Genomic DNA, 14,394 nt, shown 5'->3' on the forward strand with positions numbered 1-14,394 from the left:
AGCCAAATTTGTCGAAAGTTTTAGCTAAATGCCTGGCAGGCGCGGCGAGCTGCGAAATCCGCGCCATATCGCGCCAGGACCGTGCCCTGCCAGGCAGGGGCATTGTTCGGCAGGAACCTGCCAAAACCCGCGATTGGCTGGATTCTGCTGACCCGATGCGGGATGGCCCGCACCGCTTGCCGCCCGAAAGCAACGATTAACCATGTTCGCCAAAGACGGTCCAGCATGGGTTTGCACCACCGGATTCTGTCCGTTCAGGCGGTTTCGGACGGTCCGGCTTATCCTTTCCTTAAGCCGGCAATGACAATGTTGACCAAACAACAAACAACTGCGGCGTGTACGGATTCGGCAGTGACAAAATTTGACGATCTCATCGACAGAATCAAGCTGGCTGGACGGCACACCGCCGAGTCCTGGCTGGGTTCGGTTGCGCCCGGTGCCGATGCTGATGCCCAGGAGAGCAGGGTCCGCGCGATGACCGGCTGCCTGTCGAGCATCATTGTCGCGCCGCTTTTGGCTGCTCCGGTTCTGCTGACGACTTTCGCCTGGCCCTACGCGGTGTCGGGTGCGCTGGCCGCTGCCGCGCTGCCGGTTGCCGCCGCCGGATTGCTGGCCGCTACCGGCTCTGAGCGCCTCGCCGGCCGCGCAGCACTTGGTGGAGTTGCGGTCGCGCTGGTGTTGCTGGCAACGCTGAGCGGCGGCATGGCTTCTCCGTTTATGCTCTTGCTTGCCCTGCTGCCGCTTGAGGCGTCAATCCGGTCAACACAGCTTTCAGGCCTGGTCGCGGGCCTCGTCGCGGCAGCCTTGGCCGGCCTGGCAATCATGGCACTCGATCTCGGCGGAAACGCCTCTGCCGTTCCGGCTGGCGCTCAGGCCGCCGCAACGATGGCATCTGTCTTCTACGCGCTCGCGCGAGGCCTCGCCTTCACTTTGCAGGGTCCGGCCCCCGTTGCGGTTCCGGCGGTCCCGGCGGTCAAGGTTGCACCGGAGAGGTCCGGGTCTGACGGGGACAATGTTCTCGACCGTCTGCCCGGCCTGCTGACGCTGCATGATGCCCGCGGCAACGTTGTCCGGGTCGCGGGCGCCGACCAGGCGGAGTTCGCCTCCAAGCTTGGTGATGTCAGCGGCACGGGCTTCATCAATCGCATCCATGTCGCCGACCGCATCGCCTTTCTTGATGCCGTCGACAGCCTTCGCCGTGGCGAAAGCCGCAGCCATGTCGAACTGCGGTTCGATTGCCCGGGCGAGACCTCGCAATTCGTCCATGTCGCCGTGGCTTTGGCGGCCGAACGCAACGAGGACGGCGGCTTCACCGGCATTCTGGCACAGACCCGCGATATAACCGCCGAGGTCGCGGATCATTTCCACGCCAGCGCGGTGGTCGAGCAGGCCGAGAGCGCCAATGCTTCCAAGACCCGCTTCCTCGCGGCCGTCAGTCATGAGCTGCGCACACCGCTCAATGCCATCATCGGGTTTTCCGACATTCTCGCGCGTGAGCTGTTCGGCAAGCTGGGCGATGAGCGCCAGCGCGAATATGTCGGCCTGATCCACCAGTCGGGGCAGCATCTGCTGTCGCTGGTTAACACCATGCTCGATATGTCGAAGATCGAGGCTGGCCGTTACGAGGTCTTCGTCGAGGCGTTCCCGATCGGCGAGGTCATCGACAGTTGCGACGCGATGTTGCGGCTGGAGGCATCCAACCGCGGCGTGACGCTGACCCGCAGGCTGGCGCGCGGCGTCGGCGAAGTGGTGGCCGACCGCGGCGCCGTCCACCAGATGCTGATCAATCTGGTCGGCAACGCCATCAAGTTCACCGAGCCCGGCGGCGTGGTCAATGTCGATGCGGCCATTCGCGACGGCCGGTTGCAACTGATTGTCAGCGACACCGGCATCGGCATTGCTGCCGACAAGCTCGCCTGCATCGGCGAACCCTTCGTCCAGGCCCAGAACGAGCTTGGTCGCCACTATGAAGGCACCGGCCTCGGTCTCTCGCTGGTCAAGGGGCTAGTCGATCTGCATGGCGGTGCGTTCTCGATCGAAAGCACCGAAGGCGAGGGCACCGTCGTGACCATCGAACTCCCCGCCGACGGTTCCGGCGCCAACAGGCAGTCGGCCAACTCCGCGGAGGATCCGGCAACGGTGTTTCCGCCGTACCTGCCGAAGGCCACTCCGATGCCCGCCGGACGGCTGGTACGAATTGATGAAGAAACCAGGAATGAAGACTATGCCGAGACAGCGCGTATCGCCTGACTTGTATGATGATGAAAACGGCAAGGGGCCAGGCATTCTCGGAATGCTTGGCGCGCTGGTTTCCGCGCATCCCTCGCTCGCCGGGGGCAGCGTCGCGTTTGCGGTCATCTTCGGCTTCGTCGCCACAAATGCGCTGTGGCATCAGCCCGGTCAGCATCCCGCGCCGATTCTCAAGACCAGGGATGTCGGCACGTCCTCCGTTCCGCTCGCCGCGGCAAAGCGCGACGCGCTGACCCCGCTTATCAAGAGCGTTCCGACCCGGACCGTGACCACTTACCGGATCGAGCGCAGCGACGACACGCCGACCGCCTCGATCCCGGTTCCCAATGCCGCCCCGGCGCCGGCAATTGCTCCGGCTGCACCGCTCGCCGCGGAAACGGTGGTAGTTCCGGCCGCCGATCCGGTGCTGACGCAGATCCAGACCATCCTTGCCGGCAAGGGGCTTTACCAGGGTGCGATCGACGGCCTGATGGGCCCGAAGTCCGCTGCCGCCATCCGCGCCTGGGAAAAGGCCAATGGCTACACCGAGACCGGTGAGGCGACCACGGCGCTGCTTGCGATCATGGACCAGGCCGGCGCACAGCCGGCTCCCGTCGAGGTGACCAGTGCCCAGCCGGTGGCAAGACCGGCCCCGATACCGCGGCCTGCGCCCGCGGTTGCGTCCGACACCCGGGCCGGCGAACCTGTCACCTTGCCTGCGGTGACCGCCGAGGGGCCGAGTGAACTGGTGCGGCAGATTCAGTCCGGCCTGTCCAACATCGCCTATGCCGACATCACCGTCGACGGAGTTGCCGGGTCCCAGACCCGCGCCGCGATCAGCGCCTTTGAGAAGCATTACCGCTTGCCTGTCACCGGTGAACCCAACGAGACCGTGCTCAACAAGCTGCTCGAGATCGGCGCGCTGTGAGACTGAAGGCCGGCATCTTCGTCGCGGCCCTGACGCGCCGTGTCTTCTCGGATGGCGGCATGGCGGCGGTGGAGCGGCACGGCTCGGATGAGGCGGGGGCCATCTTTGTCCGCATCCGGCATCGTGACGGAACCGAAAGCCTGGCTGCACCTGCGCCGCAGACGGCCTTCGACGAGGATCATCCGGAGACCCGGCTGTTCGAACTCCGCAAGACCCGCGTTCAAGAAGCCGAAGTCAACGAAATGCTCGCCCGCGAGGCAAGGTTCGATCCCGATTTCTGGGTGGTCGAAATCGAGACCGACAGCCCCGAAACCTATCTCAGCTTCATCGAGGAATAGGACCTCGTTTACGCGCATTGCGTTATCCAGATCCCGCCAGATCGTTGACCTTCCCGTCCGCTTCACTGCAAGCGGGACACTCAGCCGCGGCCTGCTTTGCGCAGCTGGTTCGGCGAACATCCGAATTTCTGCCGGAAGGCGCGGGAGAAATGGCTCTGGCTCTGGAAGCCGTGGGCAAAGGCAATATCGCTGATCGGTTCGTCGGGCGAGGCGAGGATCCGTTTGCGGCAGGCCTCAAGCCGCGCATCGAGCACGAATTTACCAAATGTCATTCCGTCCCGGGCAAACAGTTTGTGCAGGTGCCGCGTCGAGATCCTGAAATGGCTTGCGGTCACACCAGGCGACAGTCCGGCCTCCGAGAGCCTTTGCCGGATATGGCTTTGGACCGTTACAAGATGTTGATCTGCAACGGTATTCCTTCGGGCATCGGACAATCCGAAGCACAGCATCTGCATCAGTCCCGGCAGCACGTGCTGCGCCGGCATGCCGCCGGTCAGGCTGTCGATGGCGGAAAACAGCGGCGCGGAAAAGCCCGATTGCCGGGTGATGGCGCGTCCGATGAAATTCGACACCCGTATGCCGTTCTCCTCAAGCACGGATTTCGGCAGATGCAGGCAGACCTGCTCGAAGTCCCGGTTGAACTTCATCGCGAACGGCTCGGTCGCATCGAGCAGTACCAGTGATCCCGCATCGAGTTTCGCCTCTATGCCACGCTGCGAAATCGCGCTTTGCCCGGCCAGCTGGAAATTCACGAAAACCGCTTCACAGCCCCTGAGCTTGATGTCCTGCCGTGTCCGCCGGACCACCTGCGCGCCAGCCTTGATCGAGGAGATGCTGGCATTGTCGGGAAGCTCGAACAGCTTGATCTGCCCGTGGAAAGGGTTGCTGTCGACGGGCTCCGGCGACAGCGCTGTGTAGGCCTGGCTGACAGTTTCCTGCCAGTAGCTGAACGGCCGCGCGAGGCCTGTCGTGGACCAGACCTTCGGCGGCATGTGTGTGGGATGCGGATGCTCCAGATGCATTCAAATCGTCTCCGGACTGCACGCAGTAAAGGTCAAAGTGCACTCTCGATCAAGTGGCTCTCTTGCCAGCATCGGGCCGATGCCGTTCGCTGGCTGCACCGAAAAAAACAATATTCGAGGGACCAGCAATGACATCGATCAGCACCCGGCTTACAAAAAAATACGGCATTTCCTTTCCCATCGTTCAGGCCGGAATGGCCTTTGCCGGCATGACGCCGCCGCTCGGAATCGCGGTGAGCGAGGCGGGCGGAATGGGCTCCATCGCCGGCGTCGGCATCATTCCGCCCGAGGGCGTGCAGATGCTTGTCAGCGGCATGAACGCAGGCACATCGCGGCCCTACCATGTCAACTTCATCACCATTTTCACCTCACAGGCACATATCGACCTGATGTGCGAGATGAAGCCCAGGGCAGTCTCGTTTCACTGGGGTCATCCGCAGAAATCGTGGATCGACCAGATGCATGAAGCAGGCATCGATGTCTGGGAACAGGTCGGGTCCGTCGAGGCAGCCATCGCCGCGGTCGCCGACGGCATCGACCTCGTGATCGCACAAGGTTCGGAAGCCGGTGGCCACAATTACGGTACCGCCGGCACCATCGCGCTCACACCCGCGGTGGTGGATGCGGTGGGTGACAAGGCGCTCGTGCTTGCCTCCGGCGGCATTGCCGATGGCCGCGGTCTTGCCGCGGCCCTGATGCTTGGGGCGGACGGCGCCTGGATTGGCACCCGCTTCGTAGCCACGAGGGAAGCTGCCGTTGCCCAGGAGTACAAGCAGCGAATTGTTGATTGCGACACGACAGGCACGCAGCTCACCCATGTCTTCGGCAGGGAGCACCCTGATTTCAATCCGATCCGTGTTCTCAGCACCCCGCTTGTCAGTGAATGGAACGACAGGGTCGATCAGATCGCGGTTGGCGCCGAGCACCACCCGCAGATCGGCGAAATGGACCTTCTGGGTCAGCAGGTGCCGCTGCATCGTTTCACCAACATGGTGCCGATGCAGGGCGCGACCGGTTCATTCGACGAGTTGCCGATGCTGGCGGGTGAGGGCCTTGGCCTGATCCATGATCTGCCGCCAGCTGCAGATGTTGTTGCGCGCATGGCAACCGAGGCCAAAAAGCTCCTGTCGAAATACGGGGCTTGACCTCGATGTCGAAGATACTGGTCTTCACCGCAACCGGTCAGGTTGGGTCGGCCTTGTGTGGCGAGCTCCTGGCGCGCGGCCACGAGGTCTCGGGCGTCACCCGCAGTGATGCCGCCGCCGGCCGGCTGATCCAGCGCGGGATCACGCCTGTTGCCGGCGATATCCGCAACCTCGATGAACTCGGTCCCCGCCTCGCCGGATTCGACGCCGTGTTCCTAGCCTCCTCGGACGCCCAGGATCAGGACCGGACCGAGGCCGCGCTGATCAAATGCCTGCGCGATCACCGCACGCCGCATGTGGTCAAGCTTTCCGCGCAATCAGCGGGCCTCAACCCGCCGGTGAGCTTCGGCATCCAGCATCGCACTGTTGAACTGGCGCTTGAACAGAGTGGACTCGCTTTCACCATCCTGAGGCCCACCTTTTTCCAGCAGTCACTGCTGCTGATGAGCGGCGATGTCGCAAAAAAGAAGGCGATCACCGCACCGATGGGCAAGGGCAGGGCTGCGATGGTCGATGTCCGCGACATCGCTGCGGTGGCAGCGCAGTGCTTGACCGGGCCGGGACATGCCGGCAGGACCTATACGCTCACCGGACCGCAAGCCCACGGCTTTGCCGACGTCACCGAAAAGCTCACCGCGCTGCTCGGATTGAAGATCGGCTACATGAGTCCACCCGTGCCGATTGCCAGGCTGGTCATGCCGTTTCTGACCGGCATGCCGCGCTGGAAAACCAGTCTGCTCGTCGACCTGATGGTGGCGATCAGACACGGCGCGCAGCAGCAGGTTACGACTGACGTGGCGGATGTGACCGGCAGGGAGCCGCGCACGCTGCATGCGTTCCTGAAGGAACACCTTGAAAGCTTTCAGCCATGATGAAACATCCCTGCTGCAGCGTGTGTCCGGCGGTAACAATCTGCCGTGCCCGCTGCCACGGCCGCGACCGGGAGCACTGTTGACGTGAATCCTCAATTTCCTGGCACCCAGGCGGTGATCGAAGCCTTTGCCTGGCTCGAAACAGAGACAGCCTTCACCATCGTTGCCCGATTGAATGTCAGGTTCGCCAAGGCCATGGGTGTGAAGCTGGAGGATAGCAACACGGAAGATCATGCCATACAGGACGGGATGACGATGATCGTAAGCACTGACCCCTATGTCGGCGGCATGAGCGGTGACGGCGCCGGCCCTGTGCCCGGCAGCGCCCACAAACCCTATTGAACTGAAGGACAGACACAGATGAATGGTAAGATAGTTTCGCTTTCGAGCTTCCCGATCAAGGGATTGAGCCCGCAGGCACACCAGAGCGCGCCGCTGAAGACCGGCGACGGCTTTCCCGGCGACCGCCTGTTCGGATTTGCCAAAGCCAGCAGCGGCTTCGATCCGGCCGACCCGAAACCTCTGCCCAAGCACAATTTCATCGTGCTGTTGCAGCATGCAAGGCTTGCCGGCCTTGAAACCGGCTTCGATCCCGAGAGCCGCGTCCTGACCATCCGGACGAAGGACGCGGCGGACATGCGGTTCGACATGAACACGCAGGAGGGCGCCGACGGCGCGAGCGAATTTCTCACCAGGCTGCTCGGCCTGAAAGAGCAGGAAGTCCCGTTCTTTGCGTCTGCGTTTCCGCACCGTTTTACCGATGCCTCGGTCGCTTCCACCACCTTGATGAACGCCATCTCCTTCATCAATCTCGATTCCGTGCGCGCCTTCGAGAGTGAGATCGGGCGCGAGGTCGATGCAAGGCGGTTCCGCGGCAACATCGTCTTTGACGGTTGGCCGGCCTTCAGCGAGCTCGATCTCGTCGGGCGCCATTTCCGGGTGGGGGAGGTGAGCTTCAACATCCTGCACCGGACCCAGCGCTGCCTTGCCACCGAGGTCAATCCCGACACCGCGGAACGCGACATGAAGCTGCCCAACCTGTTGAAGAAGGCCTATGGCCATTTCGACATGGGGATCTATGCCGAGGTGCTCAACGACGGCGTGATCTCGGTCGGGGACGAGGTCGTTCTGATTGACGCTTAGTCTCCGGCGTCAACGGCTTTCATGGTAAGAAACCATTCAGGATCAATGGGTTGATCCATTCTGGTGAATCGCTTTGAAAGCTGCCTGAATCAATCTTTCAACATGACGTTCAGCACGCCCAGTCTCAGCCGGCCTTGCGCGAGGTGGAAACCCGGTGACGCACGTCGCGTGGCGAAATCCGCCGGTCGCTGTCCTGCCGCACCGGCTTGCCGTCGGCGAGCGCCGGCACATGCGCGGCGGCGCCATTGGTGTAGCTGTCGGCACGCTGCCAGGCCTGAAGCCGCGCGGCGCAGCTGTCGCTGTCGAGTTCCTCGATCAGGTCGGTCGCCAGCGTATGCTTGACGGACGGCTTGGCCAGGTGCGGAAAGAAACTCTCGAGTGCCGATTTGATGGTGCTCTCGGGCGCACCCAGACCGATCAGGGCGGTTGCCAGCTGCCGGCCCGACAGGTCCATCATGATGCGCTCGGCAAGTGCATAGCTCGCGCCCATGGCGTCCGCCAGTGAAGTGGCGAACCAGCTCTCCTGATCGGTGACAGCATGACGGGCGAGCTGCGCCAGCCGCACATCGCCGACCCGGCGCCGTGCCGCAGCCGATGTGACGGCGGCATCCTGCTTGGTTCTGCCGGGCGCCAGCGCATCGCTTGCGAGCGGCTTGCGCGGGCTTGTCGGCCGGTTCAGCGGCGATTTCGGGGTTGGGCTTGCTGCTGCCACCATGGCCTTGAGCTGCGCCCGGAGTTTCTCGCTGGGGTCGAGCGGCGGCGCATCGACCGTCGGCCTGGTGTTGGGAGCCGAACCGCTCTCCGGCTCGCGCACTGCTAAAGAAGCCGGATCCGGGATCAGGCCGCGCAGCACCAGGAGCCCGTCCACCGACGGATCCTTCAGTTCCTGCAACTTGGCAATGGCTTTGGGTGAAAGATCCGAGCGCCGCGCGGCGGCCCGCGCATGCGGCGCGCCATGGCGCATCACCGCCCGGGTCAGGGCGTTTTCGTTGAGGAGTGGGTAATGCACGATGAAGGGTGCTGCAATCGCGATCGGCTCGTTGATCAGCATCTCCGCCACGTCCTCGGGAACCCGCGACAGGCGCGACAGCGTTGCCGACGCAGTGCGGCGGGTGTCCAGGCCTGCTTCCCGGTAGAGCGGCATGAAGAGGCGGGAAAACCGGGCCAGATCCTGGCGCGAGGGATGGTCGAGGCACTCAAGACCGCTGATGGCGGCCATCAGCACCGCATCCTTGCGGCGGACACCATCGGGTCGTTCGAGATCGCGGAAATTGTCTGACACGGGCACACCTTACTCAAACGCAACAACACACTTGCCGCAATTTATACCTAAACCGTTAGCGAGCTGTTAACCAAGTAATGGCTTGATGCAATTTAGCAAGGAGAAGAATGTCGAGCGTATTTCCTGTTCCACCGAGTTGGAGTCCAGAAATGACGACAATATTGACCTTCGATCAGTCGCGATGCCGCAAGGCAAATCCCGCCCGGTCCACAAGTAAAGCGGGCGCGGATACAGCTCAGGTTCTGTTGTTCACCGGCGTGCGCCGCGAACCGCTGTCTGCGATGGCGGCGCTGCCCGCACCCGCGGGTCACGAACCGATGTTTGACGACACTGCGCCCGACAAGCCGACAGGCAAGAAAAGGCGGCGCGGCAAGACGGGTTGAGAAGCGGCTGTTTCTGGTCCAGGGCGGGAGACGCCCAAGGAGACGGCCTCACTCCCTTGAGGAGCGGCCCTTAGGGGGGAGCGGCTACAGTTTGCAGCCAGCAACGCGGTCAATCGCAACGCCTCTCATCTTGACGCGATTCCGGCTGCTGCACCGGTCATCAATCCAGCGCTGAGGCGGTTGGTCAGACGCATCGCCCTCGGGCTCCTGAGAAGCGTCCGGGCGCGTGCGGCAAGCGCCACCCAGGCAAGATCGATTGCCACCAGCACCGCCAGCATGGTTGCCACCAGTTCGCCCCACCCAGTCAGCGTAAGCCGCGTCAGGTCGATGATCGAGGGCAGCAGCGCCATGTAGAACATCATGATCTTCGGATTGCCCAGCGTCACCGCCAGACCGGTCGCAAACAATCGCAGGGCCGAACCGCGTTCCGGCATGGCTTCCTCTCCCACGGCCACTGGCGCGATCCACATTTTCCAGGCCAGATAGAGCAGATAAGCTACCCCCAGCCATTTGATGGCGACGAACAGGAGGTGAAAACTCTGTGCCAATGAGGCGAGGCCGAACACGGCAAGCGTCAGCCAGACCGCTTCACCGATCCACATCGCGGCCAGAAAGGGCAGCACATCTCCGGCCCCGCGTGAAATTACCCGGGCCACGAGCGCGGCAATGCTCGGCCCCGGTGAACCGGCCGCGACCAGAAGCGCGCCTGCGAAGATGAACAAGGCCGGCAGTTCCATAAAGCCCTCTTTTCCGGGGATGATTATTGCCATTCACTCGGCGACATCAAGCCTGGAATGCCTGCCCTTGCTTGCCGCATGGCTCGATGCCAGTCCACGGAACTCGCTCAACCGCAGTGTGGATGGCCATCAGCTGCCGGTTGGGCGCAGCTACTTCAGCTTGTGCATCGCCAGCATCTTCATGATCGCGCTTTCGTAATAGGTCTCGGTGATGCCCTTGCGGACCTTGCGCAGGAAATATTTCTCAAACGCCACCTTGGCGAGATGCACCCACATGCCTTCGGACGCCCAGTTGACGTTGCGCGGCGGGTTCTGCGGCTGTGCCAGGAAGGCCACGCCACGGTCGCCGAAATCGGCCAGGCAGAAGGCGTTCCATGTGGCCTCGTCGCGTGCCTCGCGTCCCTCGAGCAGCGCCTTGATGTTCCTGGCCGTTGCCAGAACCATGCTCTCGATCATGTAGCCGGTCTTCGGCACGCCGGTGGGCACCGGGGTCTTTTCCAAGGGCGCAATGGCGATTGCCACGCCGATGCCGAAAATGTTGGGATATTTCGGGTTGCGCTGGTGCTTGTCGACAATGATGAAGCCACGCGGATTGACCAGCCCCTCGATGTCACGCACCGCGCCGATGCCGCGGAAGGCCGGCAGCATCATCGAATACTTGAAATCGAGCGCGTGCTTGGTCTTCTCGGTCCCGTCGTCATTGAGTTCGGATACCGTCATGGTGCCGGCCTCGACCTTTTCCACCTTGGCATTGGTGATCCAGCGCACGCTGCGCTGGCGCATCTCGTGCTCGAGCATGCCCTTGGTGTCGCCGACACCGCCAAGGCCGAGATGGCCGACATAGGGTTCGGCGGTGACGAAAATCATTGGCACCCGGTCGCGGATCTTGCGGTTGCGCAGTTCCTTGTCGAGGATCATGGCGTATTCATAGGCCGGGCCGTAACACGACGCGCCCTGGGCCGCGCCGACGATGATCGGGCCGGGATCGGCACAGAAGGCTTCGAAGGCGACATTGGCGCGGGTGGCGTGATCGACGGTGCAGACCGACTGGGTGTGGCCGTCGGGACCGAGTCCCTCGACCTCGTCGAAGGCCAGTTCCGGACCGGTGGCGATCACCAGGTAGTCGTAACCGACCGAGCTGCCGTCCTCCATCTCGATCCGGTTGTCCTCGGGGTGCAGCTTCTTCGCCGAGGCCTGCACGAAGTCGATGCCGTGCTTTTTCATCAGCGGCGCCAGCTCGATCGTGATGTCGCCCTTTTCCCGCCAGCCGACTCCGACCCACGGGTTGGAGGGGGTGAACTGGAAACTCTCGGTCTTGTTGACGAGAATGATCCGGTGGTTCTTTCCAAGCTCGGCCTTCAAGTCGAAGACCATGGAGATGCCGCCAAGACCGGCGCCGAGGACAACAATATCAGCTTTTGTCATGTGCTTGGTCTCCCTTGGCCCGGATCGACCACGTATATAAATTTTCTCTTATATACGTGGTCGTGCGGCAAACCGCATTGATTGTTGTCAATGGCGCGCAAGGGTCAGCGGATGCGAAGCAGCCCGGCTCCGGCAAGCAGCACCGCAAGGCCGCTCGCCACGGTTCTGATCTGGTTCCAGAACTGCCAGCGTCCGGAGTAATCCTGCCAGATCCTGTTGGCGGTTTCTGTTGCTTCCGGCACGATGACGGCTGCAAGCGCCTCGTTCATCGGCACATTGAACAGGACGGTCACGCCGAAGCCACCCAGCAGATACACGCCCGCCGCAAGGCCGAAGCAGGTGGCAGCACCGCGCTGATGGTCTCGAAACAGCAGGCCCGAGGTCAGCGCCAGCACCACCGGGGTGAGAAAGAAGGCGGGAAAGAACACCGCGTTGCGTACCGAGGCGTTCATTGCCTGCATGGCCTGGATGGCGACCGCCGGATCGGCGGCATCAAGCCCCCACATGGTGGAGCAGACCCAGGCATAGAAGAAGCCGAAGATCGCGGCACTGAGCAGGAGCGAGAGGAGGGGGGCGAGCCGCGTCGAAATCATGCCTGTTCCTCCTGAGCCACGGTTGCCGTGCGGGTGCCCAGGAACGCGGTCCACAGCAGCGTTAGACAGGCCAGCTGACCGGAGATCACCGCAGGCCAGATCAGCCCGAACTGGGCATCGAAGTATTTCTGCGGGCCGAAGGAGATCAGCGCCAGCAGCGCGGCGAGCAGTCCCAGGATCCGGCCGGGCCTTGTCACTCCGCTTCCCAGCAGGATGGCAGCCATGGCCGCGGCCATGGACGCGCCGAGCAGTGGCGCGATGCCGAACAACGGTGTTGCGGCCGGCGGATGCGGCGGAATGCCGGCATAGAGTGCGCCAAGCATGACGGCCTGAAGGATGATCAGGACCGCAAGCGCGGCGCTGGAGGTCTGATTGGGATGGGGCATGGGGTGTCTCCATAAGCGTAATTAAGTGTACGGTTGCAGATATCCGTAATTTGAATTACGTTTTGTGTCAACCAGTGGAGACTGCTGATGCGTGATGAAAACAAGGCCGCCCGCCAGGAGAAGATCGAGGAGGCGGCCTATGCGGTGCTTGAAGCCAAGGGCTATGCCGGAACATCGATGCTGGCGATCGCCCGGGCGGCGCGCGCCTCCAATGAGACCTTGTACAACTGGTATGGCGACAAGACCGGCCTGTTCAAGGCGCTGGTCGTGCGCAATGCCGAAGAGGTCAGGACATTGTTGCAGGAGGGGCTGGACAGTGACGCCAGCCCGTTGGAGATCCTGCAGGCGCTGGGCCCGCGGCTGCTGGCCCTGCTCGTCAGCCCCCGCGCCATCCAGCTCAACCGCGCCGCCGCCGCTGATCCGACCGGTGAACTCGGTGCAGTCATCTCCGAGCGGGGCAGGGAAACCGTCGGCCCGCTGATCGGCGCGGTGATGGAACGTGCCCGAAAGGACGGCGCGCTCAGGTTCGACGACACCGGCGCGGCCGTCGGCCTCTATCTCAACCTGCTGGTGGGCGATCTGCAGATCCGCCGCGTCATCGGCCGCGAGCCTCCGCTCGACGAAGATGCGATCAATTCCCGCGCCGCCCAGGCCTACGAGCGCTTCCTCCGGCTTGTCGCTTAGGCAAAAGCTGTGGGGCGGTCATTTCCGCATTGGCATGGGAGCTTTGAGCCCCCTTCGGCGCAAGGCCGTGCCGCGGGCGGCAGAGGTCCTCTCAGGCCGGGTCGATGGTAATGCCGGTGCAGCTCGCTTCCGCCAGGAATGCCCGTGCCGCCGGCCTCTGGCTCGGCGTCGGGGCGATCGCGCGCAACACCACATAGCCCTGCGGCTGGCTCAATTCCACCAGCACCGCGCGCTCGAGCGCGCGCGGCATGAACCGCCGCAATTGCAGCATCTGCGCCGGCGTGACGAAAGCGATGTTGACCCCGGTACCGATCGCCGAACGGTCATTCATCGAATAGGTTTCATCCGAAGCCGTGTCATAGGCCGCAACCGTCCAGATCGGCACATCGCCCGAAGCCAGGATCCGCACCGGGCCGTTGGAGATGTCGAAATGGCACACGGCGCTGCGGATATGGGGATCCTCGTTGTAGAGCCTTGTGATGTTGGGCTCGTTGGCGAGCGAGTAGAACCGGTTTTCCGCCCCCAGCGCCTCGACCCGGGTCCAGGCGTCCTTGCCGGTCCACATCGGCAGCGCCAGGATGATGACGATGTGAATGAACGCCGCGCCGACCAGACCGATCGCGATGGCCAGCAGGGCACTACGCATCGCGGCACCCAATCTTTTCGATTTTCGGCATATCGAGTTCGACCATGCTGACCGAAGCGGCGGTCGGCGTGTCGATCAGCGTCAGCACGAAGCTGACAGTGTCGGGGGCATCCAACCAGATCCAGTTTCCGGCCTGTGGCGCGGCACTGAGCCGGATGCGGAAGGTGCCGTCGATGTTGCGCAACGTTGTCCAGGAATTGAGGCTGACCGGAACCCGCTCCGGCGCGTCAAGCGGCTCGCCGCCCGCCTCGGCCACCCGCAGCGTCCAGAATCTTGACGGCGGCGTCGACCCGGAGATCTCGTAGCTGCACTGCCCCGAAAGCGCCGCTCCGGTCTCGTCGCTTCGTGCGGTGAACACCAGCCCTTCGGCACGGCCGAGCAGAATGCGGCCGTCCCCGGCGCGGTGCGCCTTTGCGAAGGGATCGGCGCTTGCGGTCTGCAGGTCGGGATAGGCGCTCCATGAACCGAGCCGGATCGCACCGAAGCCGGATGTCGCGGTCAGCATCCACGACGCCGACCATGCGCCACCGGCAAACGCGATCGCCAGTGTCAGAGCAACCAGGGCAGGCAGGCGAAACACG

Annotated in this window: 17 protein-coding genes; 9 read left to right on the forward strand and 8 right to left on the reverse strand. The window is 63.2% G+C overall.

What is annotated here, in order from left to right:
- Positions 1-351: 351 nt before the first annotated feature.
- From GTW23_RS16995 to GTW23_RS17005, 3 genes are read left to right on the forward strand one after another with little or no spacing between them, the layout of a single operon-like run.
- Positions 352-2,250 (forward strand): sensor histidine kinase, encoded by a 1,899-nt coding sequence (locus GTW23_RS16995; protein ID WP_252916647.1) that lies wholly within the window; start codon positions 352-354, stop codon positions 2,248-2,250.
- Entirely contained in the window at positions 2,225-3,157 is a 933-nt protein-coding gene (locus GTW23_RS17000; RefSeq protein ID WP_252916648.1) for a peptidoglycan-binding domain-containing protein, read from the forward strand. Before GTW23_RS16995 ends, GTW23_RS17000 begins: the two co-directional genes overlap by 26 nt.
- The gene (locus tag GTW23_RS17005) at positions 3,154-3,495 is read left to right on the forward strand and encodes a DUF1491 family protein (RefSeq protein WP_252916649.1); all 342 of its coding nucleotides are present in this window, start codon (positions 3,154-3,156) and stop codon (positions 3,493-3,495) included. Before GTW23_RS17000 ends, GTW23_RS17005 begins: the two co-directional genes overlap by 4 nt.
- 80 nt (positions 3,496-3,575) lie before the next feature.
- Here the strand turns inward: GTW23_RS17005 and GTW23_RS17010 are convergent, their stop codons facing one another.
- Positions 3,576-4,517: a helix-turn-helix domain-containing protein gene (locus GTW23_RS17010; RefSeq protein ID WP_252916650.1), complete on the reverse strand. Its 942-nt coding sequence runs from the start codon at positions 4,515-4,517 to the stop codon at positions 3,576-3,578.
- Positions 4,518-4,645: 128 nt separating this feature from the next.
- On the opposite strand from GTW23_RS17010, the gene GTW23_RS17015 reads away from it, so the two are divergent.
- The 4 genes from GTW23_RS17015 (at position 4,646) to GTW23_RS17030 (ending at position 7,677) form a co-directional block, all read left to right on the forward strand.
- Positions 4,646-5,662 carry an NAD(P)H-dependent flavin oxidoreductase gene (locus GTW23_RS17015; RefSeq protein ID WP_252916651.1) on the forward strand — a complete coding sequence of 339 codons (1,017 nt, stop codon included), beginning with the start codon at positions 4,646-4,648 and terminating at the stop codon, positions 5,660-5,662.
- Positions 5,663-5,667: 5 nt separating this feature from the next.
- Positions 5,668-6,534, forward strand: a complete 867-nt coding sequence (locus tag GTW23_RS17020) for an NAD(P)H-binding protein (protein ID WP_252916652.1) — start codon at positions 5,668-5,670, stop codon at positions 6,532-6,534.
- 84 nt (positions 6,535-6,618) lie between these two features.
- A complete protein-coding gene (locus tag GTW23_RS17025; RefSeq protein ID WP_252916653.1) occupies positions 6,619-6,876 on the forward strand; it encodes a hypothetical protein in 258 nt (85 codons plus the stop codon).
- Positions 6,877-6,894: 18 nt separating this feature from the next.
- A complete protein-coding gene (locus GTW23_RS17030; RefSeq protein ID WP_252916654.1) occupies positions 6,895-7,677 on the forward strand; it encodes an MOSC domain-containing protein in 783 nt (260 codons plus the stop codon).
- Positions 7,678-7,801: 124 nt separating this feature from the next.
- Here GTW23_RS17030 and GTW23_RS17035 read toward each other — a convergent pair whose 3' ends face one another.
- Positions 7,802-8,959: a hypothetical protein gene (locus GTW23_RS17035; protein ID WP_152009358.1), complete on the reverse strand. Its 1,158-nt coding sequence runs from the start codon at positions 8,957-8,959 to the stop codon at positions 7,802-7,804.
- Positions 8,960-9,108: 149 nt separating this feature from the next.
- Between GTW23_RS17035 and GTW23_RS17040 the strand changes: the two genes are divergently transcribed.
- Complete coding sequence (locus GTW23_RS17040) at positions 9,109-9,342, forward strand: hypothetical protein (RefSeq protein WP_252916655.1); 234 nt, start codon at positions 9,109-9,111, stop codon at positions 9,340-9,342.
- A gap of 125 nt (positions 9,343-9,467) precedes the next feature.
- Here GTW23_RS17040 and GTW23_RS17045 read toward each other — a convergent pair whose 3' ends face one another.
- The 4 genes from GTW23_RS17045 to GTW23_RS17060 form a co-directional block, all read right to left on the reverse strand.
- Positions 9,468-10,079 (reverse strand): LysE family translocator, encoded by a 612-nt coding sequence (locus GTW23_RS17045; protein ID WP_152009356.1) that lies wholly within the window; start codon positions 10,077-10,079, stop codon positions 9,468-9,470.
- Between the two features lie 150 nt (positions 10,080-10,229).
- Positions 10,230-11,504, reverse strand: coding sequence for an NAD(P)/FAD-dependent oxidoreductase (locus GTW23_RS17050; RefSeq protein WP_252916656.1), 1,275 nt, complete (start codon positions 11,502-11,504; stop codon positions 10,230-10,232).
- Positions 11,505-11,608: 104 nt separating this feature from the next.
- Positions 11,609-12,097, reverse strand: a complete 489-nt coding sequence (locus GTW23_RS17055) for an anthrone oxygenase family protein (protein WP_252916657.1) — start codon at positions 12,095-12,097, stop codon at positions 11,609-11,611.
- Positions 12,094-12,483, reverse strand: a complete 390-nt coding sequence (locus GTW23_RS17060; protein WP_252916658.1) for a hypothetical protein — start codon at positions 12,481-12,483, stop codon at positions 12,094-12,096. Before GTW23_RS17060 ends, GTW23_RS17055 begins: the two co-directional genes overlap by 4 nt.
- An 87-nt stretch (positions 12,484-12,570) precedes the next feature.
- On the opposite strand from GTW23_RS17060, the gene GTW23_RS17065 reads away from it, so the two are divergent.
- The gene (locus GTW23_RS17065) at positions 12,571-13,167 is read left to right on the forward strand and encodes a TetR/AcrR family transcriptional regulator (protein ID WP_252916659.1); all 597 of its coding nucleotides are present in this window, start codon (positions 12,571-12,573) and stop codon (positions 13,165-13,167) included.
- A gap of 91 nt (positions 13,168-13,258) precedes the next feature.
- Here GTW23_RS17065 and GTW23_RS17070 read toward each other — a convergent pair whose 3' ends face one another.
- Positions 13,259-13,813 (reverse strand): DUF1254 domain-containing protein, encoded by a 555-nt coding sequence (locus GTW23_RS17070; RefSeq protein ID WP_252916660.1) that lies wholly within the window; start codon positions 13,811-13,813, stop codon positions 13,259-13,261.
- Positions 13,806-14,393: a DUF1214 domain-containing protein gene (locus tag GTW23_RS17075; RefSeq protein WP_152009350.1), complete on the reverse strand. Its 588-nt coding sequence runs from the start codon at positions 14,391-14,393 to the stop codon at positions 13,806-13,808. The genes GTW23_RS17070 and GTW23_RS17075 overlap by 8 nt, the downstream gene beginning before the upstream one ends.
- Between the last annotated feature and the right edge of the window lies 1 nt (position 14,394).

The organism is Parahoeflea alexandrii (assembly GCF_024105735.1).
Classification (GTDB): Bacteria; Pseudomonadota; Alphaproteobacteria; order Rhizobiales; family Rhizobiaceae; genus Hoeflea; species Hoeflea alexandrii.

Excerpts from the sequence above, each read along its gene's own strand:
- GTW23_RS17000 (WP_252916648.1), top strand. The coding sequence starts at position 2,225 with ATGCCGAGACAGCGCGTATCGCCTGACTTGTATGATGATGAAAACGGC.
- GTW23_RS17010 (WP_252916650.1), bottom strand. The coding sequence starts at position 4,517 with ATGCATCTGGAGCATCCGCATCCCACACACATGCCGCCGAAGGTCTGG.
- GTW23_RS17015 (WP_252916651.1), top strand. The coding sequence starts at position 4,646 with ATGACATCGATCAGCACCCGGCTTACAAAAAAATACGGCATTTCCTTT.
- GTW23_RS17020 (WP_252916652.1), top strand. The coding sequence starts at position 5,668 with ATGTCGAAGATACTGGTCTTCACCGCAACCGGTCAGGTTGGGTCGGCC.
- GTW23_RS17030 (WP_252916654.1), top strand. The coding sequence starts at position 6,895 with ATGAATGGTAAGATAGTTTCGCTTTCGAGCTTCCCGATCAAGGGATTG.
- GTW23_RS17040 (WP_252916655.1), top strand. The coding sequence starts at position 9,109 with ATGACGACAATATTGACCTTCGATCAGTCGCGATGCCGCAAGGCAAAT.
- GTW23_RS17045 (WP_152009356.1), bottom strand. The coding sequence starts at position 10,079 with ATGGAACTGCCGGCCTTGTTCATCTTCGCAGGCGCGCTTCTGGTCGCG.
- GTW23_RS17050 (WP_252916656.1), bottom strand. The coding sequence starts at position 11,504 with ATGACAAAAGCTGATATTGTTGTCCTCGGCGCCGGTCTTGGCGGCATC.
- GTW23_RS17055 (WP_252916657.1), bottom strand. The coding sequence starts at position 12,097 with ATGATTTCGACGCGGCTCGCCCCCCTCCTCTCGCTCCTGCTCAGTGCC.
- GTW23_RS17060 (WP_252916658.1), bottom strand. The coding sequence starts at position 12,483 with ATGCCCCATCCCAATCAGACCTCCAGCGCCGCGCTTGCGGTCCTGATC.
- GTW23_RS17065 (WP_252916659.1), top strand. The coding sequence starts at position 12,571 with ATGCGTGATGAAAACAAGGCCGCCCGCCAGGAGAAGATCGAGGAGGCG.
- GTW23_RS17070 (WP_252916660.1), bottom strand. The coding sequence starts at position 13,813 with ATGCGTAGTGCCCTGCTGGCCATCGCGATCGGTCTGGTCGGCGCGGCG.